26 protein-coding genes and 1 tRNA gene are annotated in these 25,269 nt (G+C 56.0%); 15 read left to right on the top strand and 12 right to left on the bottom strand.

Features of this window, described 5'->3' with window-relative positions; all coding sequences use genetic code 11:
• Positions 1-8: 8 nt before the first annotated feature.
• The 4 genes from ACNKH6_RS10885 to ACNKH6_RS10870 are packed head-to-tail and all read left to right on the top strand — an operon-like array spanning position 9 to position 3,162.
• The gene (locus ACNKH6_RS10885) at positions 9-740 is read left to right on the top strand and encodes a hypothetical protein (protein WP_417915589.1); all 732 of its coding nucleotides are present in this window, start codon (positions 9-11) and stop codon (positions 738-740) included.
• Positions 741-782: 42 nt separating this feature from the next.
• The gene (locus tag ACNKH6_RS10880; RefSeq protein ID WP_417915588.1) at positions 783-986 is read left to right on the top strand and encodes a hypothetical protein; all 204 of its coding nucleotides are present in this window, start codon (positions 783-785) and stop codon (positions 984-986) included.
• Complete coding sequence (locus ACNKH6_RS10875; protein WP_417915587.1) at positions 961-1,230, top strand: DUF2442 domain-containing protein; 270 nt, start codon at positions 961-963, stop codon at positions 1,228-1,230. Before ACNKH6_RS10880 ends, ACNKH6_RS10875 begins: the two co-directional genes overlap by 26 nt.
• Positions 1,231-1,248: 18 nt before the next feature.
• Positions 1,249-3,162, top strand: coding sequence for an HAD-IA family hydrolase (locus ACNKH6_RS10870; RefSeq protein WP_417915586.1), 1,914 nt, complete (start codon positions 1,249-1,251; stop codon positions 3,160-3,162).
• A gap of 52 nt (positions 3,163-3,214) precedes the next feature.
• Here the strand turns inward: ACNKH6_RS10870 and ACNKH6_RS10865 are convergent, their stop codons facing one another.
• The 6 genes from ACNKH6_RS10865 to ACNKH6_RS10840 form a co-directional block, all read right to left on the bottom strand.
• On the bottom strand, positions 3,215-4,414 hold the full coding sequence (locus ACNKH6_RS10865; RefSeq protein WP_417915585.1) for an acetylornithine transaminase: 1,200 nt from the start codon (positions 4,412-4,414) through the stop codon (positions 3,215-3,217).
• 23 nt (positions 4,415-4,437) lie between these two features.
• Positions 4,438-4,965: a hypothetical protein gene (locus ACNKH6_RS10860; protein ID WP_417915584.1), complete on the bottom strand. Its 528-nt coding sequence runs from the start codon at positions 4,963-4,965 to the stop codon at positions 4,438-4,440.
• 118 nt (positions 4,966-5,083) lie between these two features.
• A complete protein-coding gene (locus ACNKH6_RS10855) occupies positions 5,084-5,299 on the bottom strand; it encodes a hypothetical protein (protein WP_417915583.1) in 216 nt (71 codons plus the stop codon).
• 323 nt (positions 5,300-5,622) lie between these two features.
• Entirely contained in the window at positions 5,623-7,095 is a 1,473-nt protein-coding gene (locus ACNKH6_RS10850) for a radical SAM protein (RefSeq protein WP_417915582.1), read from the bottom strand.
• A 111-nt stretch (positions 7,096-7,206) separates the two neighbouring features.
• On the bottom strand, positions 7,207-7,995 hold the full coding sequence (locus ACNKH6_RS10845) for a protease inhibitor I42 family protein (protein WP_417915581.1): 789 nt from the start codon (positions 7,993-7,995) through the stop codon (positions 7,207-7,209).
• 410 nt (positions 7,996-8,405) lie between these two features.
• On the bottom strand, positions 8,406-9,734 hold the full coding sequence (locus tag ACNKH6_RS10840) for a sigma-70 family RNA polymerase sigma factor (RefSeq protein ID WP_417915580.1): 1,329 nt from the start codon (positions 9,732-9,734) through the stop codon (positions 8,406-8,408).
• Positions 9,735-9,870: 136 nt separating this feature from the next.
• On the opposite strand from ACNKH6_RS10840, the gene malQ reads away from it, so the two are divergent.
• Together malQ and ACNKH6_RS10830 are read left to right on the top strand one after the other, a co-directional pair.
• Positions 9,871-11,517 carry a 4-alpha-glucanotransferase gene (gene malQ / locus ACNKH6_RS10835; protein ID WP_417915579.1) on the top strand — a complete coding sequence of 549 codons (1,647 nt, stop codon included), beginning with the start codon at positions 9,871-9,873 and terminating at the stop codon, positions 11,515-11,517.
• A 40-nt stretch (positions 11,518-11,557) separates the two neighbouring features.
• Positions 11,558-11,632: transfer RNA gene (locus ACNKH6_RS10830), tRNA-Glu, on the top strand.
• Between the two features lie 126 nt (positions 11,633-11,758).
• Here the strand turns inward: ACNKH6_RS10830 and ACNKH6_RS10825 are convergent.
• The 6 genes from ACNKH6_RS10825 to ACNKH6_RS10800 all read right to left on the bottom strand — a co-directional run bounded on the left by ACNKH6_RS10825 (position 11,759) and on the right by ACNKH6_RS10800 (position 18,429).
• The gene (locus tag ACNKH6_RS10825) at positions 11,759-13,690 is read right to left on the bottom strand and encodes an FAD-dependent oxidoreductase (RefSeq protein WP_417915578.1); all 1,932 of its coding nucleotides are present in this window, start codon (positions 13,688-13,690) and stop codon (positions 11,759-11,761) included.
• Between the two features lie 77 nt (positions 13,691-13,767).
• The gene (locus tag ACNKH6_RS10820; RefSeq protein WP_417915577.1) at positions 13,768-14,235 is read right to left on the bottom strand and encodes a PIN domain-containing protein; all 468 of its coding nucleotides are present in this window, start codon (positions 14,233-14,235) and stop codon (positions 13,768-13,770) included.
• Positions 14,232-14,510 (bottom strand): hypothetical protein, encoded by a 279-nt coding sequence (locus tag ACNKH6_RS10815; protein WP_417915576.1) that lies wholly within the window; start codon positions 14,508-14,510, stop codon positions 14,232-14,234. The genes ACNKH6_RS10820 and ACNKH6_RS10815 overlap by 4 nt, the downstream gene beginning before the upstream one ends.
• Before the next feature lie 13 nt (positions 14,511-14,523).
• On the bottom strand, positions 14,524-14,979 hold the full coding sequence (tsaE, locus tag ACNKH6_RS10810; protein WP_417915575.1) for a tRNA (adenosine(37)-N6)-threonylcarbamoyltransferase complex ATPase subunit type 1 TsaE: 456 nt from the start codon (positions 14,977-14,979) through the stop codon (positions 14,524-14,526).
• Positions 14,976-16,793 (bottom strand): extracellular solute-binding protein, encoded by a 1,818-nt coding sequence (locus ACNKH6_RS10805; protein WP_417915574.1) that lies wholly within the window; start codon positions 16,791-16,793, stop codon positions 14,976-14,978. The genes tsaE and ACNKH6_RS10805 overlap by 4 nt, the downstream gene beginning before the upstream one ends.
• Before the next feature lie 28 nt (positions 16,794-16,821).
• Positions 16,822-18,429 carry a fumarate hydratase gene (locus ACNKH6_RS10800; RefSeq protein WP_417915573.1) on the bottom strand — a complete coding sequence of 536 codons (1,608 nt, stop codon included), beginning with the start codon at positions 18,427-18,429 and terminating at the stop codon, positions 16,822-16,824.
• A 231-nt stretch (positions 18,430-18,660) separates the two neighbouring features.
• Here ACNKH6_RS10800 and pstS point away from each other — a divergent pair, with 231 nt between their 5' ends.
• From pstS to cobJ, 9 genes are all read left to right on the top strand, one after another.
• Positions 18,661-19,713 (top strand): phosphate ABC transporter substrate-binding protein PstS, encoded by a 1,053-nt coding sequence (pstS, locus tag ACNKH6_RS10795; RefSeq protein WP_417915572.1) that lies wholly within the window; start codon positions 18,661-18,663, stop codon positions 19,711-19,713.
• Between the two features lie 11 nt (positions 19,714-19,724).
• Positions 19,725-19,991, top strand: coding sequence for a hypothetical protein (locus ACNKH6_RS10790; RefSeq protein ID WP_417915571.1), 267 nt, complete (start codon positions 19,725-19,727; stop codon positions 19,989-19,991).
• Positions 19,992-20,194: 203 nt separating this feature from the next.
• A complete protein-coding gene (gene pstC, locus ACNKH6_RS10785) occupies positions 20,195-21,160 on the top strand; it encodes a phosphate ABC transporter permease subunit PstC (protein ID WP_417915570.1) in 966 nt (321 codons plus the stop codon).
• Positions 21,157-22,002: a phosphate ABC transporter permease PstA gene (gene pstA, locus ACNKH6_RS10780; protein WP_417915569.1), complete on the top strand. Its 846-nt coding sequence runs from the start codon at positions 21,157-21,159 to the stop codon at positions 22,000-22,002. The genes pstC and pstA overlap by 4 nt, the downstream gene beginning before the upstream one ends.
• Positions 22,003-22,014: 12 nt before the next feature.
• Entirely contained in the window at positions 22,015-22,494 is a 480-nt protein-coding gene (locus tag ACNKH6_RS10775) for a type II toxin-antitoxin system VapC family toxin (protein ID WP_417915568.1), read from the top strand.
• The gene (locus tag ACNKH6_RS10770) at positions 22,491-22,685 is read left to right on the top strand and encodes a hypothetical protein (protein ID WP_417915567.1); all 195 of its coding nucleotides are present in this window, start codon (positions 22,491-22,493) and stop codon (positions 22,683-22,685) included. Before ACNKH6_RS10775 ends, ACNKH6_RS10770 begins: the two co-directional genes overlap by 4 nt.
• A gap of 80 nt (positions 22,686-22,765) precedes the next feature.
• Positions 22,766-23,656, top strand: a complete 891-nt coding sequence (pstB, locus tag ACNKH6_RS10765; RefSeq protein ID WP_417912778.1) for a phosphate ABC transporter ATP-binding protein PstB — start codon at positions 22,766-22,768, stop codon at positions 23,654-23,656.
• Positions 23,657-23,736: 80 nt separating this feature from the next.
• A complete protein-coding gene (phoU, locus tag ACNKH6_RS10760) occupies positions 23,737-24,393 on the top strand; it encodes a phosphate signaling complex protein PhoU (protein WP_417915566.1) in 657 nt (218 codons plus the stop codon).
• A 20-nt stretch (positions 24,394-24,413) separates the two neighbouring features.
• Positions 24,414-25,196 (top strand): precorrin-3B C(17)-methyltransferase, encoded by a 783-nt coding sequence (cobJ, locus tag ACNKH6_RS10755; protein WP_417915565.1) that lies wholly within the window; start codon positions 24,414-24,416, stop codon positions 25,194-25,196.
• The last annotated feature ends 73 nt before the right edge of the window (positions 25,197-25,269 follow it).

Here is a 25,269-nt window from a genome sequence, read left to right as displayed (position 1 = left end):
GGAGAAAAATGAAGATCAAGACTTTTTTTGCTGTAACAATAATTTTGTTTGTAACTCAGATAGTTGGATGCAATGATGAAAAAAAGTCTAATTTTTCTATGGAAAATCAAGCTGAAGAGAGACAGACAGTCGAGATTTCTTCGATGGAAGAAAAGGAATCTATTAAAAAATTTATAGCGAAATATGCAGGTAGTGATACGGATAAAAAAATGAAAGTTAAATGTAAATTAATTAATTCTTTTGGATTAAAACAGATTTTATCGTATAGATTATTCAAGGTTATAATTTTAAAAGAAAAATCTAAAGGATCTTTTTCTGGCAAAAAAATCTTTCTGGCAAAAAAAGGAGAAGAAATTATCGAAATCGAAGTTCCACAACAAAATGGAATCTCTATGTCCGCTTTACTTGAATTGATTGATAAAAAAAATAAAATAAAAAATGTTGACGATGCTCAAATTTTCTTTGACGCTTTTTCTATATTACATAGAAATTTTAGAGGGTACCTTCGTACGATAGATGGAAAGAAAAAACAGGAAATTATCTGTTCTGACAACGAATGGATTTTTGTATTTAACGGTGGGGTGTTTGACAGGGAATCATTTATCGTTAAAACTGATAACGATGGTAAAATTTTAAATATTATTTTCGATATCAACCCATCTGGTAGTTTCTTCAAAAAAACTATAGAGCCTAAGATATATCCAGAAGTCATAACAGGTGAAGAGATTATTCATTTTTGACGGTTCGTTCCCTAAGCTGGAGTATGGGAGCGCGAAAACAAAGTGAAAAATTTTGAGGAGTTGCAGCGCAGTAGCGAGGAGGAAAAAGCCCTGCTGCTCGATGCCAGTTTCATGCAGAATTACCGCGAGGCGAAGGTGGACATCCGTTGTGTCAGCCATGACGTGCGGGAAATAGAATATTTTGTGTTTGAGAACAGAGATTTTTCACTCTGCAACTACCATGAATATCACAAATTTTGCAATTGAACCCGTCGCCATTCGTGGTTGGGTTGAAAAAAGAATGATTTACATGGAGCTGACAGATGGTCGGGTTGTCGGCTTTCCTGCCGACAGATTTCGTATTCTCAGTCAAGCGTCTGATGAGCAGCTCCGAGAAGTTCAGATAGAGCTTGGCGGACATGCGCTGCGGTGGGGGGAAATTGACGAAGACCTGACTGTGGCCGGGGTTGTGGCGGGAAGATTTCAGCTCCCTTTACAGTTGGCTGCCTAAAATTTATTCAAAATTCCGATGCAATTAGACAACATCCTCTGGCTGCCGGACGAAACCAAGGCCATTCTCTTCGACATGGACGGCGTTCTTTTAGACAGCCTTGGCCTTGACCTTTCCCTCTGCGGCGAGCTGCTGAAAAAACACCTTGGCAGGTCGGCACATCTCTCGAAAGAATTTATTCGCTCTATCTTCGCCTATCATCCGCCGGAATTCTGGCGGCGGATTTTCGCCTTTATCGAGAACGAACAGGGCATCACCGCAGCAGATGCTGTGCAGGACGCTGTCCTTGCTGAGTACAATCAGGCCCGCAAGGAGGCAGTGTTTTCAGTCAATCCGGGCATTGTTGAGATTCTTGCCGCCTGCCGGGCGCAGGGCATCAAAACAGCGGTGGTTTCCAATAATCCGACCGAAGATGTGCGCAAGATTGTCACGCAGTCCGGCATTGCGGAATATTTTGATCTGATTGTCGGCAACGATCTGCACAATCTGCGGCCAAAGCCTGCGCCTGACACGTACATCTATGCCGCCAATCTTTTGGAAATTCCGCCATCGCAGTGCGCCGTGATTGAAGATTCTTTGCTTGGTGCAGAGGCAGGCTGCAAAGCTGGCTGCTTCACCATCGGCGTTGCCACCGGCGGCACAACATTTGCCGCGCTGGAACAGTCAGATTGCATCCGCAGAGTGTATTCCTCCTTTCTGCCGAATACTGTCGCTCTGCAATTTGGCACGCCGACCAAGAAAAAACTGCTCACGCCAAATGATTTTGTCAGCCACATGATCGAGCATATCGCTTGGCGGATGGGCTGCGGCATTGATTTGTTTTGGAACAGCAATGACTGGCCGCAGCTTGGCCTTGCGCTGGGCCGGGCAATTGCCGGATTTCCCCGTCAAGCGGAGATCGGAGCCGCGCTCGGCATGATTGACGACGGCAGCGCGGAGGTCACAGCGATTATTGCCGCCGAGCCGGATATGCTGATTGAAACTGTGGAACAGCTTGATCCGGCTTGGTTTTTCGGCCTGCGCTGCGAGCAGCTTGCCTCCAGCGCGCCGCTGCTTGAGCTGCTGCGCGGGCTGGCGCAGGGCTTGCGGGCGCGGCTGCACATCCGCATTTGCGGCGTGGAAGACCCGCATCATGCTTGGGAAGGCGTATTCCGCTCAGTCGGCATTGCCCTGAGCAAAATCTTTGCGCCGGAAATGCCGCAGGTTCAGGCTGATGCGTCGGATGGCAAAGCAGCTCCGGCGCACGGCATCGTAGTCGAGGAGCTGTCCGAGCAAACCGCCGCTGTTGTCCGCACCACAGCGGAAAGCCGGGTGCGTGTGGCCGTGCAGTGCAACGAGCATTGGCCCGGTGCCTACAATTTCAAGGTCGGGCCGTCCATTCAGGTCAGCGGCTTTGGCGGCCTGCTGGAGGCTATGGCGCAGGAGGCGGGCTTCACACTGGCTGTGGATTTTGTTGCCGAGCGGCTGAGTTCCAGCCATGTGGTGATGGAAGACATCGGCCTTGTGCTGGGCAAGGCGTTGAAAGAGCTGCTCATTCTCCGCATGAACCGCTGCGGGGTGAACGGCGCGGGCAGCAGCATCAGTACAGCGGACGATTTAGTCAGCCAGCCGCTCAGTGTCGGAGTGAGCGTCGAAGGGCGCAAGTTCGTCAAATTCGTGCCCTTCAATGAATCGTACAGCGCGTTCCGTCAGCAATTCCTGCTTGGTCAGGGTGTCTTCGGCGGTCTCTTCTCTGAAGATTTGGATGACTTCTTAGACGGCTTGGCAGGCGGGCTGGATTGCAGCATTATGGTGCATGTCCGAGAAAACATTGCTCCTGCGGAAGGCTGGCTGCTGCTTTTCCGGCATCTCGGCAAAGCGCTGAAGGAAGTGTTTCAGGAGAATCCCTGCCGGAAAGGGATTCCGCCGGGTGTGAAGGCGACGCTGGCCTGATTTACATCTTTTTAGCAGGGGCGAAAAATTTTTCGCCCCTGCTGCTTAGTATTTACACGAATTCCGCCAGCACAGTTCCTAATTCCGCAAGCACCCGGTCAATGTCTTCTTGGCTGACTGTCAACGGCGGAATGAAGCGCAGAGCCTGCATTCCGGCGAAATTGATCAGAATGCCGCGTTCAAACATCCGCCGGACGATCTCTGGGCCGTGCGTGATGCCTTGCTCTGTCAGCACCAAGCCAAGCAGCATTCCTCGTCCGCGCACACTGGCGCAGAGCTGCGGAAATTGTTGCGCTAATCCTTCCAGCCGCTGGACGAAATACGCACTGCGTTGGCGCAGTTCTTCAAAGAAACCTTCCGCGAGCATGGTTTGCAGCACCGCCACGCCAGCCGCTGCCGCAACTGCATTGCCGCCGAAGGTCGAGGCGTGCGTGCCGGGCGTGAAGGCGGCGGCGATTTTGGCGCGGGTGAGCATCGCGCCGATGGGCAGGCCGTTGCCTAAAGCCTTGGCCAAGGTCATGATGTCCGGCACCACGCCGCAGTGCTCGTAGGCGAAGAGCGTGCCAGTGCGCCCGATGCCAGTCTGCACCTCATCGAAAATCAGCAGCAGGCCGTGGCGGTCGCAGATAGCCCGGATGGCTTGCAGATATTCCGTCGGCAGCGGACGCACGCCGCTTTCGCCCTGAATCGGCTCGCACAATATGGCGCAGGTTTTGCTGCTGATCAGCCGCTCAATCGCTTCCGGCGCACCGAAATCGGCATGGATGAAGCCTGTCGGCAGCGGCTCGAAACCTTTGTGGAATTTCGGCTGACCTGTGGCGGCCACCGTGGCCAAGGTGCGGCCATGAAAGGAGCCGCTGAGGGAAATCACCTCATAGCGGCCCGTGCTGCTGCTGTAAATGCGGGCCAGCTTGATCGCCGCCTCGTTGGCCTCCGCGCCGGAATTGCAGAAGAAAACCCGCTCGGCAAAGCTGTGCTTGATCAGCAGCTCGGCCAGCTCAGTCTGCGGCTCGGTGTAAAAAAGGTTGGAGACATGCAGCAGTTTCTTTGCCTGGGCGCAGATGGCCTCCGTCACTGCCGGGTGGCAATGCCCCAGCGAGCAGACCGCAATGCCGGAGAGAAAATCCAAATACTCCTTGCCGTCTGCGTCCCAGAGACGGCAGCCCTCGCCTTTGACGATTGCCGCCGGAAAACGGGTGTAGGTTCCTGCGAACACGGCTTCGCCCCGCGCTATCCAATCTGAATTATTCATGATAGAAAAAAGGTTGTTGCAGCTTATACGCCGCTGATCAAGATGTGCAAAAAGACAAGCACGGCAGAGCCGAACACCGCGCCATAAAAGGCCAGCAGCGTGGATGAGCAGCAGATTTTCAGCCAGCCGTCAACATCATTGGCAAAAGGCTGGGTGTTCATGGAAAAATCAATCTGTTCCGGCGCAGTGGCTGTCACCTTGTCGTAGAGCTTGCGGAACAGGCGTTCCTGCCGGAGAAAATACCCGTCCAAGTGCCAGAAAGCAAGGGTCGGCAGCAGCGCGACCAGCAGAAAGGAGGTCTGCGCGTCCTTGGCGGAGAGGACAAAGAGGGCGGCGGCAATGGTGACGCTCCAGCCTTTGAGCAGGAAGGAATTGCCCGCCATGCGCTGGATGACCTGCTGAATCAGTTCGATGTGCTTGATGTAAGGGCAAAAAAATGATGTGCGCGGTATAGGGGCTTTCGCCCCTACCTGCCCGATATAGATATCATTTCCACCTGTTCCAGCCTTGTCCGCACGGTCTCGGTGTATGCGGAAACCATCACTGTTCATCCTCTTTTGCTGCGATGGCCATGGCTTTTCAATAAAAATCAGATAGTTGGGTAAAGTGTTTCGCCGACTGCCCACGTTCGCCAGAGCAGGGCAGGGTGATTTCAAGCACCGGATTCAATTACAATACCCCTTCAAAGCTGTCCATTTTTTTCAGCACCTCTTGGGCCAAACAAGCCATTTTTTCGCCTGCTTCACCAACAAGGCACTGCTGGAGCAGCCAGGCTTCGTAGAGGAGTAGTTTATCATCTTCGATTACCTTGTCATATTGCTCCAGCTCCGTCAGCCATTCCGCACAGGCAGCTTTGTTGTGGAGATAAATACAGATGGGAAGCATGAATATAACAAGGATAAATGCCAGGCTTTGGCACATATTCCCACATCGCTGCATAACAAACCTGCGCCTGCTGAAAATTCCAGCAGGCTGTTTCCATATTCCCTTCTAATCCAGCATATGCCGCCACACCTCTTTGCCCATACGCCGAAGCTGCTCTCGGCCTTGAGCAAGCAGCTTGCGCATGGCAGGACGGCTGGTTATATGGGTAGCGTAGGAATTGTCGGTGGTTCAGGCGGCACTGTCTGTGAAGCCTTTCTTCGCTCATCCAACAGAGACGGAAGCGGTGCAACCAAGGAAATACGTCGTTTCATATCCCGTCTCCTTCAAACCCGCAGCCGTGCAAGCACGGCATTGGCACTTCCTGCGTCGCCAAGCTCATAATAGACTGCGGCAAGATCATGATACGGGTCTGCAAGTCCTGCTGGAGCTGTTTGAATGGATTTTTCAAGAAAGCCTATGCCTTCTTTGCTCTTTCCCATTTTGTGCAGAGAAAGGCCAAGCCCCTTGTTGGCATACCAATCGTCAGGCTTTTGGGCGAGAATGGTTTCATTCACCTCTTTAGCTTCTTCATAATTCTCCAAGAAGAAATGGGTGAAGCCGAGCAGCGACAGGACATCGGTATTGTCCGGGGCGTTCTTGCGCAGATATTCAAGGATGATACCGGCTTCCTGATAGGAATGCATTCTGGCAAGGCGTTCCGCTTTTTTGAACAAAGAGGCAGCATCCTGAGAACCGTCCAGCTTTTCTTGCAGCTTCTTCCGCGCTGTCAAATAGACGCAATACGGATTTTCCGATCGCATGGTGCCGTTCATGGTCAGGCGGGTGTTTGGACAGCCTCCCAAACAGGTTTCGCCATAGGTGCAGGTTTTGCAAGCACCGCCAAGATCACTTTTCTTCATCCCGCGAGACCATTGGAAGGCATCCGGCGCATTCCAGAGTTCCACAATGCTTTGCTTCAGGATGTTTCCTTCAATAAACTTTCGGTCTCTGATTGACGTGCAACCAATCACATCGCCATTGTGCAAGATGCCGAAACCGCGTGTCCCTGCATTACACCCCGCCCATTCTCCAGCATTGGCAGGCCCAAGGCTATACATGCGGATGAGCTTTTCTTTATCCGTATAATATCCCAGACAGTCTGCCGGATAGATTGTTATTTTATTCTGCTGGGCGGTTTCAAGACAGAAGTCAAGAATGCCGTCAACATCCTCAGGCGCAACAAGATCATCCTTATGATGGCTCATATTGCCCATAGGAATACATATCTGTAGCTGCCAAGCATTCACACCGTGAGCAATCAGCGTGTTTCTGATTGCAGACAGCTCATGAATATTTTTTTTATTGATGCTGGTGATTGCACCAGAATACTGCCCGTGTTTTTTCAGTAACGCGAAGGCCTTCATGTTGCGTTCAAACGACCCGGCCTTTCTGATGGCATCATGGGTTTCTCCAACTCCATCCAAACTGATAGCCACGGTGCCAATGCCGCAGTCGCGCATGGTTTTGACGGTTTCATCATCCAAGAGCCAGCCATTGGTGATCATATTGGTGACAATCCCGTTGCTCTTCAAACGCCGGGCAATCTGCGGCCAATCTTTACGCGTCAGCGGTTCGCCGCCGGAAAGAGTAATCCATTGCAAACCTAATTTTCCTAGATCATCGCAGAGGGCAAGAGCCTGCTCCGTGCTTAATTCATCCGGCAAGGCGGTTGCGCAGGCAGAGCCGCAGTGCATACAGCGCATGTTGCAGGCCACAGTTGTTTCCCATACAGCAGTGAGTGCTTTATATTCGGTCATAATGTATCCTCATAGGTGTTTTAAAGACAAAAAAGGCAGATGCTGCCAAAAAGTGCAGCACCTGCCTTTTATTTTCTGTTCGTCACTTCGGCTGAGTTGTGCCAGAAGCAACTAACAGAGTCCTCCATTATTCGGGAAGTTATACGCCATTGTCACCGATGCAGGGAAGTTGTAGCGCATTACCGGAGGAATATTATAGCGCATCATCGGCGGGATATTATAGCGCATTACCGGAAAATTATATTTTAAGACTGTGGGTGGATTGCAGCAGTCTTCATTGCCTGTGGTGCAGCTACATGGATCGTTTGGTGCAGCATATAAAGGCTGGGGCGGACGAACTCCGTATTCAATTACCGGAGGACGAACGTTATAGAGTGCACTTACTGGAGGAAGAACGTTATAAAGTGGCTGGGCACAGCAGTCTTCATTGCCAGTAACGCATGAACAAGGATCAATCGGCGCGGCATATACAGGCTGCGGCGGTAGAACTCCATAATAGAAACGGACAGGGAACGCATAGGGCGGCATCGGCGTTGAGCGAACAGCAGCCCTTGGGCTTGCGGAAAATCCTTCAAGCCGGAAAGCATCTGTATCAGCAGCCGCTGCCTTCATCACATTGAATGTATAGGTGACAGTCTCTTTCGGCTCCTCAACCTTCCACGCAGCTGTCAGAACAAGGACAGCCTTGCCGCTTCCTTCCCCAGTGCCTCGGAATGTGAAAACCTGCGCCACAGGCGCACCTATACGCGAAGCTGTAGGATACGAAACTATGCCCACCAGATTGATATTTCCCTCCAATGCTGCCAGCTCCCATCCGTACCCTGTAGACCCCACTGAGGATTCTAACGTTACATCCACAGACTGCCCGACTTCAATTTTGACCTCTTCCTGAATAGCCATGATGCGACTCCTCCTTGTAAAGTTTAATCATGTGCACATGATAAAAAAACATTACGCGATAATACATACCATCTGCTCATTAGTCAAGGGAAAACACTCAGATTTTATAGGGAGAGAAAAAACATTTGATCTCAGCCTGAGTGGCATCCTTCCGGATGATTTTTTTTGCTGGCAGGCAGCGGATCACTGTGGTTATGTAACGAATTGTGCCGCAACAATAAGCACGATCAGGCTGCTGTCAAGAAGGGGCGGAAGGTGGTGGGGCAAACCAATTGACAGCCCAGCCTGTTTCTTTGGTAACAGGTATTATCAACGAATTTCATCCATTATCCAAAAAAGCAGCGCCGTACAAAGCACAACGCCCCTTCCGAAGAAGAGGCGTTGCAGGCACATAGAGTTCAAGCCGCTGGTCAATCCAAGAAAAAGCGCAGCTTCTCCCGGCGGCTGGAGTGACGCAGCCGGTTGAGGGCCTTTTTCTCAATCTGGCGGATGCGCTCGCGGGAGACGTTGAATTTTTTGCCGATCTCCTCCAGCGTGTATTCCGCCTTCTCGCCGATGCCGAAGCGCAGGCGGATGATCTTTTCTTCGCGCTCGGTCAGCGTGCCCAGCACCTCGGTGACGCGGTCGGCCAGCTCGCGGTTCTCCACGGTGTCATAGGGCGATTCCGCCTCCTGATTCTCCAGAAAATCGCCAAGCGTGGAGTCGTCATCGCCGACCGGTGTTTCAAGGGAAATCGGCTCGCGCGAGGCTTCCAAAATGGCGAGGATTTTGTCCATCGGCAGATCGGTCAGCTCGGAGATTTCCACCGGAGTCGGCTCGCGGCCCAGCTCTTTCAGCAAGGAATAGAAGGCCTTGAAGAATTGGCTGCGCAGCTCCAGAAAATGCACGGGCAGACGGATGGTGCGCGTCTTGTCGAGAATGGCGCGGGTGATAGCCTGCCGGATCCACCACGAAGCGTAGGTGGAAAATTTGTTGCCCTTGGTGTAGTCGAAACGGAAAACCGCCCGCATCAGGCCGAGATTGCCTTCCTGAATCAGGTCGGCCAGCGTCAGCCCTTGGTGCATGTAGCGTTTGGCGATAGAAACCACCAAGCGCAGGTTGGCCCGGATCATGCAGTCCTTGGCATTCTCAATCGAACGGCCATAGGCGCCGACGCGGGTGTGCAGCTCAATCAGGTCGCGCTGGTCAGGATATTTGCCAGCCGCCCTTTTCACCACCTGACGCATGTAGTTGAGCTGCTGTTTTTTCGGCTTCAGGGTTGGATCGCGCCGCTCCCACATCTCAATCCGCTCTTTCAGCACGCGCAGCTCGGTCACGCCGGAAGTGTCGGCCCGGATGCCCTCGATGATCGCGCCGAAACCCTCGCGGATGGCCTTGGAATAACGGGCCTCCTCCTCCGGGGTCAGCAGCTCGAACTGGCCCATCTCCCGCAGGTAGGTGGTGGTGGTCTCCTCGGCCTCGTGATCGTCCTCGCCGAGCAGCAGGGAGCCTTCCTCTTCGGCCTCCTCAACCGGCAGATCCTCTTTGCTGATCCATTCCTCGCCGGAGAGTGTCCTTTTCCTGCCTGAATCCTCAACAGTAACTATTTCAATATTATGCGCGTTGAGAAAATCAAACACAGCTTCAATCGCGCCTGGGTCCTTCACATCTTCCGGCAGCAGCTTGTTGAGATGTTTGAATGTGATGCAGCCCTCGCCTTGTCCGGCTTTCAGAAGATCTTCTTTAATGCTTGCAAGCACTTGGCGCAACCTCCCGCGTGTTCGCAGATAATGTTTTCAGCGCAAAAAAAAAGACGCGCTTTGCGTCCGCTTTTGAAATGAATAAGATTATATTATATAGTGCATTCTGAGAAAAAAAGCAAAGCAAGTTTTTTCGATGCCGTTTTGCATCATCCGCCGCCGGGCCGCCTGCCCGGCCCTTTCCATCTTCTGCCAAGAGACCGCAATGAAAGAACAAAACTCTCTCGCCGCCAGAGCCTCCGGCGTGCTCCTGCACATCTCCTCCCTGCCCAGCCCATACGGCATCGGCGATCTCGGCCCGGCCAGCCATGCTTTTATTGATTTTCTCGCCCGCAGCGGCCAGAGCTGCTGGCAGGTGCTGCCGCTGGTGCCGGTCAGCCCGGCCTTCGGCAACTCGCCCTATATGAGCGGCTCGGCTTTTGCCGGCAATCCGCTTCTGATCAGCCCGGAGCTGCTCGTCCGCGACGGCTGGCTGCGGCAGGAGGAACTGCCGCCCTTGTCCGTCGAGTTCTCGGAATATTTAGTCCATTTCGAGGCGGTCACAGCATGGAAGGAGCAGGTGCTGGAACGGGCGTGGCAGAATTTTCTGCGCGCCAACAACGAAGAGCAGCAGGAGGCGTTTTTTGCCGAGCTGACCGCCCAGCATTTCTGGCTGCGCAATTACAGCCTTTTTGTCGCCCTGAAGCGGCATTTCAACCAGCAGGGCTGGTTCGACTGGCCGGAAGAGCTGCGTCTGCGCCAGCCGGAGGCCATTGCGGCGGCGGAGCGGCAGTTTCAGGCGGACATCCGCCGCTGCCAGTTCGAGCAGCATCTTTTCTTCAGCCAATGGCAGGAGCTGCACAATCACGCGGCGGCACAGGGCATCCGCATCATCGGCGATCTGCCTATTTACGTCGCGCTGGACTCCGCCGATGTCTGGGCGGATCAGGACATTTTCATGCTTTCGCCGAAAACAGGCCGCCCGACCCACGTCGCCGGTGTGCCGCCGGATTATTTCAGCAAAACCGGCCAGCTCTGGGGAAATCCCTTGTACAGATGGCACAGCCGCACACCCGGCGTGAAAGAGCGGCTGCTGGACTGGTGGGAGCAGCGGCTGCGGGCGGTGCTGGCCGTTGTGGACGTGATCCGCATTGACCATTTCCGGGGCTTTGAGGCCTATTGGGCGGTTCCGGCCAAAGAAGAAACGGCGATGAACGGCGGCTGGCAGAAAGGCCCCGGCCTGCGGTTTTTCAAGGAGATGGAAAAACGCATAGGCAGCCTGCCGGTCATCGCCGAAGACCTCGGCGTGATCACCCCAGAAGTGGAGGAGCTGCGCGACGGCATGGGCTTCCCTGGCATGAAAATCCTGCTCTTCGCCTTTGACGGCAGGCCGGAAAACGCCTATCTGCCGCACAACATGCCGAGAAATTGCGTGGTGTACACCGGCACTCACGACAACGACACCGCCGTGGGCTGGTATCTGAGCGGCGAGGTTGCGGCGACAGCCAAGCGGCAGGCTAAGAGCTATGCCAACCGCAGCGACGACGAGGCGGCCCGCTTTCATGAGGACTTGATGTCATTGGCCATGTCCTCGCCCGCCGCGCTCTGCATTTTGCCCATGCAGGATGTGCTCGGCTTCGGCAATGACTGCCGGATGAACACGCCGGGAACAGCCACCGGCAACTGGCGGTGGCGCTGCGCCCCGCGCTTCATCAGCGACGCGCTGGCCGAACGGCTGCGCCAGAGCACGGAGCTGTTCGGCAGACTTCCGGCGCCGGCGGAAAAAGATGCAAAAGAGGCTTGACAGGAACCGGCGTATCGTGTAAATATTGCTTCACCGATTAGGCCCCATCGTCTAGCGGTTAGGACAGCGGCCTCTCACGTCGTAAGCAGGGGTTCGATTCCCCTTGGGGTCACCAGGAAGATTCAGGGAGTCAGCTTGAAAAAGCTGACTCCCTTTTCCTTTTGCGGGGCTTTTTACTTTAGAACAGCATCCTCAGAACTCCGGCCTGTTTCTGCACAATACGCCCACAATAATTGCATTATTACTTCAGCAGCCAGTCCGCGCCAAGCCTGCGGATGACATTGAAGCCGCCGCTGAGAACCAAGCTGTTGCCCTTGCCGATGTGGTCGAGGAAGACTTGCGCCTCGTAGGAGCGCGTGCCTGCGTCGCAGAGAATGATCAAGGTCTTGTCCGCCGGGATTTCCTCATGCCGCGCCCGCAGCTCCGGGTAAGGCACGGCCAGCCATTTGTCCGCGCCGAACTTCGCCATGTAGGGATCAGCATCTTTAGCATTGCGGATGTCAAGGGCGATCCAGTCTGGCTCCCGGCTGAAGTCCTCCATCCATGCGAAGAAGCGGGCCATGCCCACCTTGCGCAGCAGGCCAGCGCAGAGGTTGTCAGCCACATACGCCGCTGCGTTGAGCGAGTCAATGGCCGAGGAGAAGGGCGGCGAATAGGCCATCTCGGCTAGGCTGAAGTCCTCTATCACCGCGCCCTTGGCGATCATGACCGCAGCCGCGTCAATGCGGGCGGAGATGGAGTCGTTCATGGCTCCGAAGGCTTGCAGGCCGAGCACGCGGCGGCTGCGGCGGTCGAAGACCAATTGCAGCACAACCGCCGACACGCCGGGGAAGAAATGAGCGCGGTCAGCAGGCGCAGTGAGCGAGCAGTCCGCGTCAAAGCCCTCAGCCAGGGCGGCTTCGTATGTGATGCCGGTGGCGGCGATGCAGCGTTCAAAGGCTTTCATGATAAAGGAGCCGACCACGCCGTCAAAGGTGCTGAAGCCGCCCGCCATGTTGTCTGCGGCGATCCGGCCTTCGCGATTGGCCAGCGAACCAAGCGGGGCAAAGCTCTGCTTGCCTGTGACAAGGTGGCGCACCGCGACGCAGTCTCCGGCGGCGTAGATGTCTGGATCGCTGGTCTGCATCCTGCTGTTGACGGTGATGCCGCCCCAAGGTTCCACAGCCAGCCCAGCCTCCTTGGCCAGCTCGCTGCGCGGACGCACACCAGCAGCCATGATCACCAAGTCGGCCTCCAAGGTGCGCTTTGGAGTCTTGACCGCAACCGCCCTGCCCTGCCCGTCGCTGACGATTTCCGTCGCGCCCTCGCTGGTGTATATGGCCACGCCCTTGTCCTGCATGTGCTTCTTCAGCATTGCCGCAAACTCGGCATCAACAATGCGCGGCAGCAGCTGGGGCATGAACTCAATCAGCGCGGTCTCAATCCCCCACAGATCAGTGAGGGCCTCGGCCATCTCAATGCCGATCGCGCCGCCGCCGATGACCACCGCCTTGCCCACCTTGCCGCCCGCGATGCGCTGCTTGATCGCCACCGCCTTGTGCAGATCGGAGATGGTGAACACGCCGTCCAGCTCCGCACCGGGTATGGGCAGAACAAATGGCTTTGAGCCAGTTGCGAGCAGCAGCTTGTCGTAAACCAGCTCGCGCTGCTCACCGCTTTCCATGTGCATGACTTTGATCTTCTTGGCCCGGCGGTCAATGGACACCGCCCGCGTACGGGTGAGCACACGTACGCCCTTGGCTTGCTCAAAGAAGGCTTCGTCCCGCACCATGTGAAAACTGGTCGAGCGCAGGGCGGTCTCTTCGGGCACATCCCCGCTGACGTAGTACGGAATGCCGCAGCCGCCGTAGGAGATCAGGGAATCCTGATCCACCACCGTGATGTTCCAGCCGGGCCGCAGACGCTTGAGGCGGCAGGCTGCCTTCGGGCCAGCGGCCACGCCGCCGACGATGATGATGTTCTTTGGTCTTGCAAGGCTCCATACGCCGCGACGTATCTTTTCAACCTTGCCTTCTCGCGCCAATTCCTCAAGGGTCTTGGATATGGTCGCTGGCACGGTATCGTTAGGCTCACGCAGCTGGATTGCTCCTATATACTGCTCAATCGCCTGATTGCTCACCTCTATGCCGCCCAAGTTCTCCATCGCCATCAATACAGCTTCCTTCCATGTCATGGTGTTCTCCTTTTGTAGTTATAATAATATGCCGACTTTGTTCATTTGTGCGAAATGAATTATACACTTCTTGGAAATCAGTATAAATACTGATCACGCAGATGGTTGAAGTTCAATGCCCTGACACCATTTGCCAGCGCAGCATTGTACAGATCAAAGTCAGTTGTCAGCAGTGTGACATTTTTTGCAGCAACCTCAAGCAGAGCAGCATCCGCAAGGCCCAGCCGGATAAACTCACTGCGCTGGGCCGCCAAGCTGCTGGGCACATAGTGTTCCTGCGAATTCTTACTCACCGTACGCAGCACTTCCAGCACCTTGCTCCGCGCAGGCTCGCCAATGTACGCAGCCAAATTGGAAGTTTCGGTCAGAGTATTCGGAGTAACCAGCACTTCCGAAGCACGTGAAACAATGCGCAGCAGCATTTCATAGTCTTCCACTGTAAACGCGGTCAACTTTTTGTGCTTGGCAATATACTCCTTATCCGCCATGCCGACAACAAACAGAACCAGCAGGTTGGTGTCTATGAGGAGCGGAACTCTCTTCAAGAAGACACCGCATAGTTCTTGATATCCTTCACTTGCTCTGAACCACTATGGATGCGCACAATCTTATACGAGCGGTTAGGTGTGCTCGCCTGAGCAAGAGAGGCAAGCGTGTTGCGCGGCTCATCCCACGGACGCGAGAAGCCAAGCGTGACGAACCACTCCTCTGTATTGTCATCATACTCAACTTCTTCTAAGCCAAGGTTGTTTATCTCTTCCTCTGCAAAAAGATCAAGGACATACTCCTTTGCCATTTTAACTGCTTCCTTCACATTCATAGAATTCTCCTCATCAATTGTTTTTTAGCCGCTCTGCCCAACTGTTTCCCGCTTCCATCCGGCACAACCTTCCATGCTCACTGACCGCCTCCAAAAAGACATCCAACCGCTGCGCCGGAGTCAGGCTGCCGAGGCGTTCCGGCCATTCAATCACCGTCAGGCCAGGGCCGCCGATGTAATCAAGCAGCCCAGCGGCCTCAACGTCATCCTCGCCTGCCAGCCGCCACAAATCGAGGTGCGCGAGCGGCAGGCGGCCTCCGCTGTATTCGTGCAGCAGGGCGAAGGACGGGCTGCTGACATGCTGCTCCGGTGGCACGCCCAGCCCGGCGGCGATGGCCTGGGTCAGGGCGGTTTTGCCCGCGCCAAGGCCGCCGTGGAGCAGGATCACGTCGCCGCTGCGGATGAGCTGGCCCAGCCTGCGGCCCAGCTCCGCCGTTGCAGCCAGATCAGGCAGGGATAGGCTGATCACTTCCCCTCCTCCGTCCACCACGTCCAGAGCAGCTGATAGGGATTGTAATACTGCGGCAGCGTTTCCGGCATCTTGAATTTGTTGGCAAAGGCCACCCGGTGATAGGCCAGATACCAGTTCGGTACCATGTAATGGCCATACCAGAGCACCCGGTCAAGCGCCTTGCAGGCCGCAGTCAGCTCCTCCTGCGTTCCGGCGTAGATCAGCGAATTCACTAAACTGTCCACCACCGGCGACTTGATGCCTGCCAAGTTGCCCGATCCCTGCCGGTCAGCGGAAGCCGAAGCCCAGTTGTCGCGCTGCTCATTGCCCGGCGACTGCGACTGGCCGACGCTGTGGACAATCATGTCAAAATTGAAATTCTTCGTCCGCTCCTCGTACATGGCGGGATCAATGGTGCGGAAACTCGCTTTGATGCCCAATTTCTCCAGATTCTTCACATACGGCGCCATAATCCGATCGAAAAAGGAGCCAGTGAGCAGAATCTCAAACTCGAACGGTTTGCCGTCCTTGGTCAGCACGCCGTTTTGAAGCGTCCAACCATCAGCGGCCAAAAGCTGCTGCGCCTGCTTGAGATTGCCGCGCAGGCTGTTCGGCGGCACGGTGCTCGGCGCGGCCAATGGCTGCGTGAAGACTTCCGGCGGCATGTCGTTCGGGTATTTCTCGTGCAGCGGCTTGAGCAGTTTCAGCTCGGCCTCGCCGGGCAGGCCGACAGCCGCCAAGTCGGAGTTGCTGAAATAGGAGTTGTTGCGCGTATATTGTTTGAAGAACAGGGACTCATTGGCCCATTCAAAATCAAAGGCCAAGCCCAGTGCCTGCCGGACGTTGCGGCTGCTGAAGAAAGGCCGTCTGGTGTTGAAAAGAAAACCCTGCATCCCCGCGTTGTTGTGGTGCGAAAACTCCTTCCGCACCAGCTTGCCGCTGTCAAAAAGGCGGCCAGTCAGATCGCGCTGCCACTGCTTGGCCACGTTCACCCACATGAAATCGAACTCGCCCGCCTTGAAGGCCTCCACGGCAACCACCTGATCTTTAAAATATTTGATCGTGACCGTGTCGAAGTTGAACATGCCTTTGCGGGCCGGGTGGTCAGCGGCCCAGTACTTCGGGTTGCGGGCATACGTGATGGTCTTGCCCGGATTGACCTCCTTGACGATGTACGGCCCGGAGCCGACCGGCGGCAGCATGGGGTCGCCTTTCGCGCCCTCGCCGAAGCCGTTCTGCTCATAAAACTTCTTGTTCAGCACCGGCAGCTGCGAGGCGATCATGTGCAGCTCGCGGTTGACCTTGGCGAAATTGAAGCGGATTTTCAGCGGTGCCAAAATTTCCGCGCCGCTGATGTCCTGATAGTAAATCTGGTAAGAAGGATGCGCTTTGTCGCTTTTCAGAGTGTCGAGGGAGAACTTGACATCCTCCGCCGTCACCGGGCTGCCGTCGGAAAATTTGGCCCGCTCGTCAAGGGTGTAGGTGACCGATTTTTTGTCCGCCGCCACCTCAATGTCTTTGGCGATCAGGCCATAAGCGGCGAACGGCTCGTCCAAGCTGCTCACAGCCAGCGTCTCGAAAACAAAGCTGTCCAGTCCGAACGGCGGCGTGCCTTTCAGGGTGAAGGGGTTCATCTTGTCAAAGCTGCCGATGTCGTGCAGCACGAGGCCGCCTCCCTTCTTCGCCGCTGGCGAGGCATAGGCAAAATGATCAAACCCGGCAGGATAGTTCAGTTTGCCGTCAATGGACACGCCGTGCGCGGCATGGCCGGAGGATGGCGTGAGGCAAGCGAGGGCGGCCAGCAGCAGGCCGGAGCAAATGGTCTTGAGCATAGTCGTTGTTCCGCTGTGTTGAATTTTGTCAGGAAAACTGCCGAAAAAAATCATTGCCCTTGTTGTCCACCAGCACGAAGACGGGGAAATCCTCGACCTCAATCCGCCAGACCGCCTCCATGCCCAGCTCCGGGAAATCAAGGCATTCGACCTTGCGGATGCAGTCCTGCGCCAGCAGCGCGGCAGGCCCGCCGATGGAGCCGAGATAGAAGCCGCCGTTCGCCTTGCAGGCCTGCGTCACCTGCGGCGAGCGGTTGCCCTTGGCGATCATCACCAGCGAGCCGCCGTTTTTTTGCAGCAAATCAACGTAGTCGTCCATGCGCCCGGCAGTGGTCGGGCCGAAGGAGCCGGAGGCCATGCCCGGCGGGGTTTTGGCTGGGCCGGCGTAATAAACCGGATGCCGCCTCAAATAGTCCGGCAGCGGCAGGCCCTGCTCAAGCAGCTCCTTCCATTTGGCATGAGCGATGTCCCGCCCGACGATGAGCGGGCCGTTGAGCAGCACCTGCGCCGCCACAGGCAGCCTGTCCAACTGGGCGAGAATGGCCGCCATTGGCTGATTGAGATCAATCCGCGTTGCGCCCTCGTCCCTTCCTCCGCGCAAATGTGCCGGAATCAGTTTGCCTGGCTCGTGGTCAAGCTGCTCAAGCCAAATGCCGCTGCGGTCTAACTTCGCCTTCAGGTTGCGGTCGGCGGCGCAGGACACACCCATGCCAATCGGGCAGGAGGCACCGTGACGCGGCAGGCGTATCACCCGCACGTCATGGGCAAAGTATTTACCGCCGAACTGCGCCCCGATGCCGCAGGCCTGCGCCGCCGCCAGCAGCTCCTGCTCCAGTTCCAGATCGCGGAAAGCCTGCCCCTGCGCGTTGCCGATTGTCGGCAAGCTGTCCAAGTATTTCGCGCTCGCCAGCTTGACGGTCTTGAGGGTCATTTCCGCGCTCGTGCCGCCGATGACAAAGGCGAGATGGTACGGCGGACAGGCGGCGGTGCCCAGCGTCTTCATCTTTTCCACCAAAAAGCGTTTGAGCGCAGTCGGATTGAGCACCGCCTTAGTCTCTTGATACAAAAAGGTTTTGTTTGCGCTGCCGCCGCCCTTGGCCATGAAGAGGAAGCGGTATTCGTCGCCCGGCACGGCCTCGATGTCAATTTGCGCAGGCAGGTTGGTGCCGGTGTTGACCTCCTCGTACATGCTGAGGGCAGCGGTCTGCGAATAGCGCAGGTTCTCCTCAGCGTAGGCGGCGGCGATTCCGGCGGAAAGCCAGGCCGCGTCGTCGCAGCCGGTCCATATCTGCTGCCCTTTTTTAGCGACAACAATGGCCGTGCCCGTGTCTTGGCAAAGCGGCAGCACGCCCTGCGCGCTGATCTCGGCATTGCGGAGCAGAGCCAAAGCCACAGCGCGGTCGTTGGCCGAGGCCGCAGGATCGTCGAGAATGGCCGCCACCTGCCGGTTGTGCTCAGGCCGAAGGAAAAAGGAGACTTCGCGCAGAGCCGCACGGGCCAGCTCGCGCAGGGCTTCCGGGGCGATGCGCAAGATTTCCGTGTCGGCAAAGGGCACTGCGGTGATCCAGCGTTCTGAGCCGTTTACTAAACGGCATGCGGTCTGGTCAGAATGATGAGAAGAAGATGGCTGCAACATAGTATGATGTAATCATGCAAGAAAAAAGCTGCGCTCCAAATACTGGCTGCGGAATGCCTATGTTACCCTGTTTTTTCCAACCGCGTAACTCCTGTTTAGAGCATTTTTTCATCCGCCCTAATATTTCCCTAACAGAGCCTGGCTATCTTGTCCTGCGAAAAACATTGAAGCGGAACCCTAAGTCGTTTATCGTAGGAAAAAGCAGCCTAACCCAAGCGAGGAAACCTCACCATGAAATTGCAGGCATTCCGTTGGACAGCGGCAGCAGCCATCGCGCTCGCCGCTCTGAACACTGCTCCGGCTGGAGCGCAAAGCCTGAACGGCGCAGGCGCGTCCTTCCCGGCCCCGGTGTATGCGCAATGGGCGTATCAGTACAAAGAGCTGACGAAAGTTCAGGTCAATTACCAGTCCATCGGTTCGGGCGGCGGCATTGCTCAGATTAAAGCCAAGACCGTTGATTTCGGGGCCAGCGATGCGCCCTTGCAGAAAAGCCAGCTGAATGAGTCCAATTTGGTGCAGTTTCCCATGATCATGGGCGGCGTGGTGCCTGTGGTCAATGTGGAAGGCGTTGCGGCAGGCGGAATGACCTTGAGCAACGCCGTGCTGGCTGATATTTTCCTTGGCAGAGTCACGAAATGGAATGATCCTGCCATTGCCGGGCTGAACAAGGGGATCAGCCTGCCGGACAAGGACATCACTGTGGTGCGCCGTTCGGACGGCTCCGGCACCACCAACATCTTCACTGACTATTTAGCCAAGGTGTCTGTGCGCTGGAAAGAGGATGTCGGCGTGGGCAAGACCGTCAACTGGCCGGTCGGCGTGGGCGCAAAGGGCAATGAAGGCGTGGCCGCGCAGGTGCGGCAGATCAGCGGCTCCATTGGCTATGTGGAATACGCCTACGCCGTGCAGGGCAAGATGAGCTTCGTCAAGCTGCTCAACCGTGACGGCGGCGAAGTTGCGCCGTCTGTGGCCTCGTTCCAAGCGGCGGCGGTCAATGCGGCGTGGAAGCCGGAGCAGGGCTTCGCGCTCTTTCTGACTGATCAGCCGGGCAAAGAGAGCTGGCCGATCACCGGCGCATCGTATATTTTAGTGCAGAAACAGCAGGCCAAAGCGGAAACCGCCAGTGCCATGTTCAAGTTCTTTGACTGGGCTTACAAGCACGGCAAGGAGACCGCCGAGAAGCTGCATTATGTGGCCATGCCGGACAACGTGGTGCAGATGGTTGAGGCTGTCTGGGCCAAGGAAATCGCCGCTGACGGCAAACCGGTCTGGCCTGCGAATTGATGGTGGCTAAGATGAGCAAGAGCAAGAAGGTTCATGACGAGGCCGAGCAGGCTTCTGAAAACAAGGGCGCACCACCTGTCATCAATGTGCAGATGCTGGCGGAACTTGGCGACAAGCTGGCCAAGCGGGAGAAGTACGAGCAGGTTTCCGGCTTGGAGGCTGTGCATTATTACCTGATCCAGAAGCACCATTGGCTGCCCAAACGGGTGCGCTCAATGAAGCTGGACGAGCTTTTGTTCTGCCTGAAAGAGGAAAAACTTGAGCCGCGCCGATTATAACGCTTAGGTCGCCAAGAGCATAACGGTATGCTCCCTCCGAGCATAGCACTTAGGTCGCTCCGACCTAAGCACTTATGTCGGAGCGACCTAAGCGTTACAGTCCGCCGGACCTAAGCACTATGGTCCGGCGGACTGTAACGGCAGCGCGGCAAACGGGCTGGAGTGGGGATTTCTGTCCGCAATCTGTTTTTTTGAGAACGAGCATGGAGCATCATCACGGCCAAATTGAACGGCACCAAGGCTGGAAGACCAGCCGCAGCACCGATCTGATCTTCCGGGGCATCACCGCCGCCTGCGCCGCGCTGGTGCTGATCGTCATGGCGGGCATCTTCTCTTCATTGCTCTGGAATTCGCTGCCCTCCATCCGCCACGCAGGCATAGGCTTTCTCTTCTCCAAGGCCTGGGATCCGGTCAGCAACGAATTCGGCGCACTGAGCAGCATCTACGGCACGCTGCTGTCCACGGCCATCGCCATGCTTTTGGCCGTGCCTCTGAGCATGGTCATCGCCCTGTTTCTCGTCGAATTAGCCCCGCCCAAGGTCAGCGCAGTGGTCGGCAGCGCGATTGAGCTGCTCGCCGCTGTGCCGAGCATCATCTACGGCATGTGGGGCCTGTTCGTCTTCGCGCCGTTCATGGCCGAGCATGTCCAGCCGCTCTTAGGCAAATATCTCAGCTTTGTGCCGCTGTTCAAAGGCCCGAAAATGGGCATCGGGATGCTGACCGCAGGCATCATCCTGGCTTTGATGATCCTGCCCTTCATCAGCACGGTGATGCGCGACGTGTTTGCGATGGTGCCTGACGTGATGAAAGAGGCGGGCTACGGCATAGGCGCGACCACGTGGGAAGTGACCAAAGACGTGACCATCCGCTACGGCATTCAGGGCATGATCGGTGCCTGCCTGCTGGGTATGGGCCGGGCCATTGGCGAAACGATGGCTGTCACCTTTGTCATCGGCAACAGCAGCGATATTTACCTTTCTCTGTTCCAAGCGGGCAACAGCATTGCCTCTCGCTTGGCTAATGAATTCGCTGAAGCTGCTGATCCTTTGTACATGAGTGCCTTGATGGAGCTGGGCTTAGTGCTTTTCCTGATGACCTTCGGCCTGCAAGTGGTGACACAGCTCTGGCTGAAACGGGTGAAGAAAAAGATGGGAGGCGACCTGTTATGACTCCTCGTTCGGACAAAGGCCGCAAGCTGCTTGATTTCACAGTCAAGGCCGTGTCCTTTGGCGCGGCTTTGCTCGGCATCTTCTTTCTCGGCTGGATATTGTTTGTGGTTATTCAGCGCGGTGTGGCAGCAATCAGCTGGGACTTCTTCATCAAGCTGCCCACGCCGCCGGGCATGGAAGGCGGCGGCGTGATGAACGCCATCATCGGCACGGTGCTGATGACCAGCATCGCCATCCTGATCGGCGTGCCAACCGGCGTGCTGGCCGGGGTGTATCTGGCAGAGTTCGGCAAGCACACCCGACTTGGCGCATGGGTGCGCTTCACGGTCAACGTGCTGATGGGCATCCCCTCGATCATCATCGGCCTTTTCGTTTATTCAATCCTCGTCTTTCCCTTTGGCCGCTTCTCCGGCCTCGCAGGCGGGGTCTCCTTGGCCATCCTGATGTTCCCGGTCGTAGCCCGCACCACCGAAGATATGTTGAGCATGGTGCCCAACGCCCTGCGTGAGGCTGCCTTGGCCATTGGCAATCCGCGCTGGATGGCGACTCTGAGCATCCTCTTCCGGGCGGCTAAATCCGGGCTGATCACCGGCGTGCTGCTCTCGGTGGCCAGAGTGAGCGGCGAAACCGCGCCGCTGCTCTTCACCGCCCTTAACAGTCCCTACATGCTGAAGTCGCTGAACGAGCCGGTCGCCAACCTGACTGTCACCATTTATCAATACGCCATGTCGCCGTATGACGACTGGAACCGGGTGGCGTGGGGAGCATCTTTGGTTATCATGATCACCGTGCTGCTGCTGAATCTGACAGCGCGGCTGATTGTGGGCGGGAAGAAAAAATAGGTCCGTCAGAAAATGCCGACTCGAATCTACATAGAAACATCCATAGTCAGCTATCTCACCTCGCGACCGAGCAAAGATTTGGTGCGTTCCGCGTGCCAGCAGATCACCAAGGCGTGGTGGGAGCAGGGCCGCTTGGCAACCATACCCTACAGTTCGCCCTATGTGGTTGAAGAAGCTGGAGCAGGCGATCCGCACGCTGCTTCCCTGCGGCTGAATGCCTTGCGCGAGATTCCGTTGCTGCCAATCACTCCGGCAATCCCGGCATTGGCCGAGTTCCTTCTGATGGGCGGCGGTCTGCCTGCGAAAGCAAGGCTTGACGCGCTGCACATTGCTTGCGCGGCATACCATCAGATGGATATTCTGCTGACGTGGAACTGCACCCATATTGCCAATCCGTCGCAACTGCCGGTGATGCGCGGCCTGTGCGCCGCCAAGGGATATAAACTGCCTGAGCTGGTGACACCTTTTGAGCTGATGGAGGCTCTGCCATGAATCCTGCTGACCCTGTCGTTGCGGAAATCCATGCTGCCCGTGAACGGCTTTCCGAGCAATACCACAATGACCTGCTTGCGTACTCCGAAGCGGCTGAAGCGCATTGCCATGCTTTGGGCTTTCGTTTTGCAGAAAGCCCGCGCTGTCAGACCATACAGGATGTGCCTCTGCAAGCTGAAATCAGAGGCTGACTTACTTTCCGGCGTTACGCCATCACCGTGCTGCTGCTTGACCTGACGGCGCGTTTTATTATTGTGGAGGAAAAAAAGAAATGACTGCTGCCACGGATGCCGCCGAGCGGCTGCTGCGCCGCGCCGCCGAAGTGGAAGAAGAGGATGATGACGACAAGGTGCGGATTGACGCATTCCTGCATCATTTCCGGGAGGAAGAGGAGCAGGACGCGGCGGCTCCGGCCAAAATCTCGGCCCGCAATCTGAATTTCTACTACGGCGAGCATCAGGCCCTGTTCGAGAACAACTTAGACATCGCTGAAGGGAAAATCACCGCGATCATCGGGCCGTCGGGTTGCGGCAAATCCACGCACATTCGCATCTACAACCGCATCTTTGAGCTGTACGGCAATCAGCGGGCTGAAGGCGAGGTGCTTTTAGATGGCAAAAACCTGCTTGATCCCGGCACCGATTTGATCGAGCTGCGCCGACGCGTAGGCATGATTTTTCAAAAGCCGACCCCGTTTCCCCTCAGCGTCTTTGAGAATGTCGCTTACGGCCTGCGCCTGCATTTCAAAATGCCGAAGAGCGAGCTGAATGGCCGGGTGGAATCCGCATTGAAAAAAGCTGCCCTCTTTGACGAGGTGAAGGACAAATTAGACAAGCCCGGCATCGCGCTCTCCGGCGGCCAGCAGCAGCGGCTCTGCATTGCCCGCACTATCGCCTTGGAGCCGGAAATCCTGCTCATGGACGAGCCGACTTCCGCCATTGATCCAGTCGCCACGCGCAAGGTGGAGGAGCTGGCCGAGTCGCTGAAAGGCAATTTCACCATCGCCATTGTCACCCACAGTATGCAGCAGGCGGCGCGCATCTCCGATTTCACCGCCTTTTTCTATAAAGGCCATATTGTTGAATATGGCCTGACCAGAGAGCTGTTCACCAATCCGAAGCAGAAGCAGACGGAAGATTACATCACGGGCCGTTTTGGTTGAACAAGCGCAGCGCAGTCTGCTATGCTGTATGAAAGAAGGCCGCGAACCAAGCTGCTCCATGAGCAGAGGAGAATAGAAGGATGATTCTGCATCGGAAAATCCAGAAAATTAAAAAACGCCTGCTGGCTATCGGCGCGATTGTCGAGGAACAGGTGGACTTGGCGGTGAAAAGCATCGTCAACCGGGACAGCGAGCTGGCCCAGAAGGTCATTGACGGCGACGTGGCTGTTGACCTGATGGAGGTTGACTTGGAGGAGGAGTGCCTGAAGGTGCTGGCTCTGCATCAGCCGATGGCGGTTGACCTGCGCATGATCATCGCCATCCTGAAAATGAACAACGATCTGGAGCGGATCGGCGATCTGGCGGTTGATGCCACCGAGCGGGCCATCGTTCTGGTCGAGCAGGAGCCGGTTGATTTTCCCTTCGACTTCAGCACCATGTCGCAAGCGGTGCAGAAAATGCTCAAACAGAGCTTGGATGCGCTGATCAATCTGGACATGGAGCTGGCCGTGCAGGTCTGCGCTTCAGACGACGCAGTGGACGCGATTCACGCCGCCGTCTATCGCACGGTTGCGGAAGAGCTGGTCAAGAAGCCGCAGCATGTCTCCCAGCTTCTCACTTACCTCAGCGTTTCCCGGTATTTGGAGCGCATCGCCGATCACACCACCAATATCGCCGAAGATGTCATCTACTTGGTCAAGGGCAACATTGTCCGGCATCAGGATGATATCTACTGAACCTCTTGGATAATTTTTTCATGCGCGAACAAGCAGCTGCAACAGGCATACTCAGCGTGGTTGGCATTGGCCCCGGCGCGGCTGATTTGATTTCCCCTCGCGCTCGGCTGGCCATTGAGCAGGCCGAGATCGTGGCTGGCTACCGCACCTATTTGGAGCTGATCGCCCAGTTGCTCCGCCCGGAGCAGCAGCAGCTCAACTCCGCGATGATGCAGGAGATTGACCGCTGCCGTCGGGCCTTGGCTTTGGCGGAGCAGGGGCGCAACGTTGCGCTGATCTGCGGCGGCGATCCCGGTATTTACGCAATGGCTGGGCTGGTTTATGAGCTGGCGCAGGAAACAGGCAGCACCTGCCGGATTGAGATCATCCCCGGCATTGCCGCCCTCAATGCCTGCGCCGCCCTGCTGGGTGCGCCGCTGATGCACGATTTCGCCGCAGTCAGCCTGTCCGATCTGATGACCCCGTGGCCGCTGATTGAAAAACGCCTGCAAGCCGCTGCAATGGCTGATTTTGTTACTGTGCTGTACAATCCCAAGTCCGGCAGGCGCACCGGCCAAATCGTCCGGGCGAGAGAAATCATGCTGGAACACCGTTCGCCCGCAACCCCGGTCGGCATCGTTTCCGGCGCGGGCCGCAGCAACGAAAGCGTCTGCTTGACCACCTTAGACAAGATGCTGGACGAGGAAATCGGAATGCAGAGCACGGTGCTGATCGGCAACAGCCGCACCTTTATTTTTCAAAATAAAATGGTCACGCCAAGAGGCTATGCGGACAAATACGGACTTCGTGCTGATGAAAGCTGATTTGCTTGCTGAGGGTTGACAATTACTCTCCCGCTTCGTGCAGCGCAGCCATTTTTTCCTTCATTTCGTCATA

Origin of the sequence: Candidatus Electronema sp. JM, from assembly GCF_048287415.1 — a bacterium.
In the GTDB taxonomy this organism is placed as follows: domain Bacteria; phylum Desulfobacterota; class Desulfobulbia; order Desulfobulbales; family Desulfobulbaceae; genus Electronema.
Note: the sequence above shows the minus strand (reverse complement) of the source record. Positions and strands in the feature narration are given on the sequence as shown.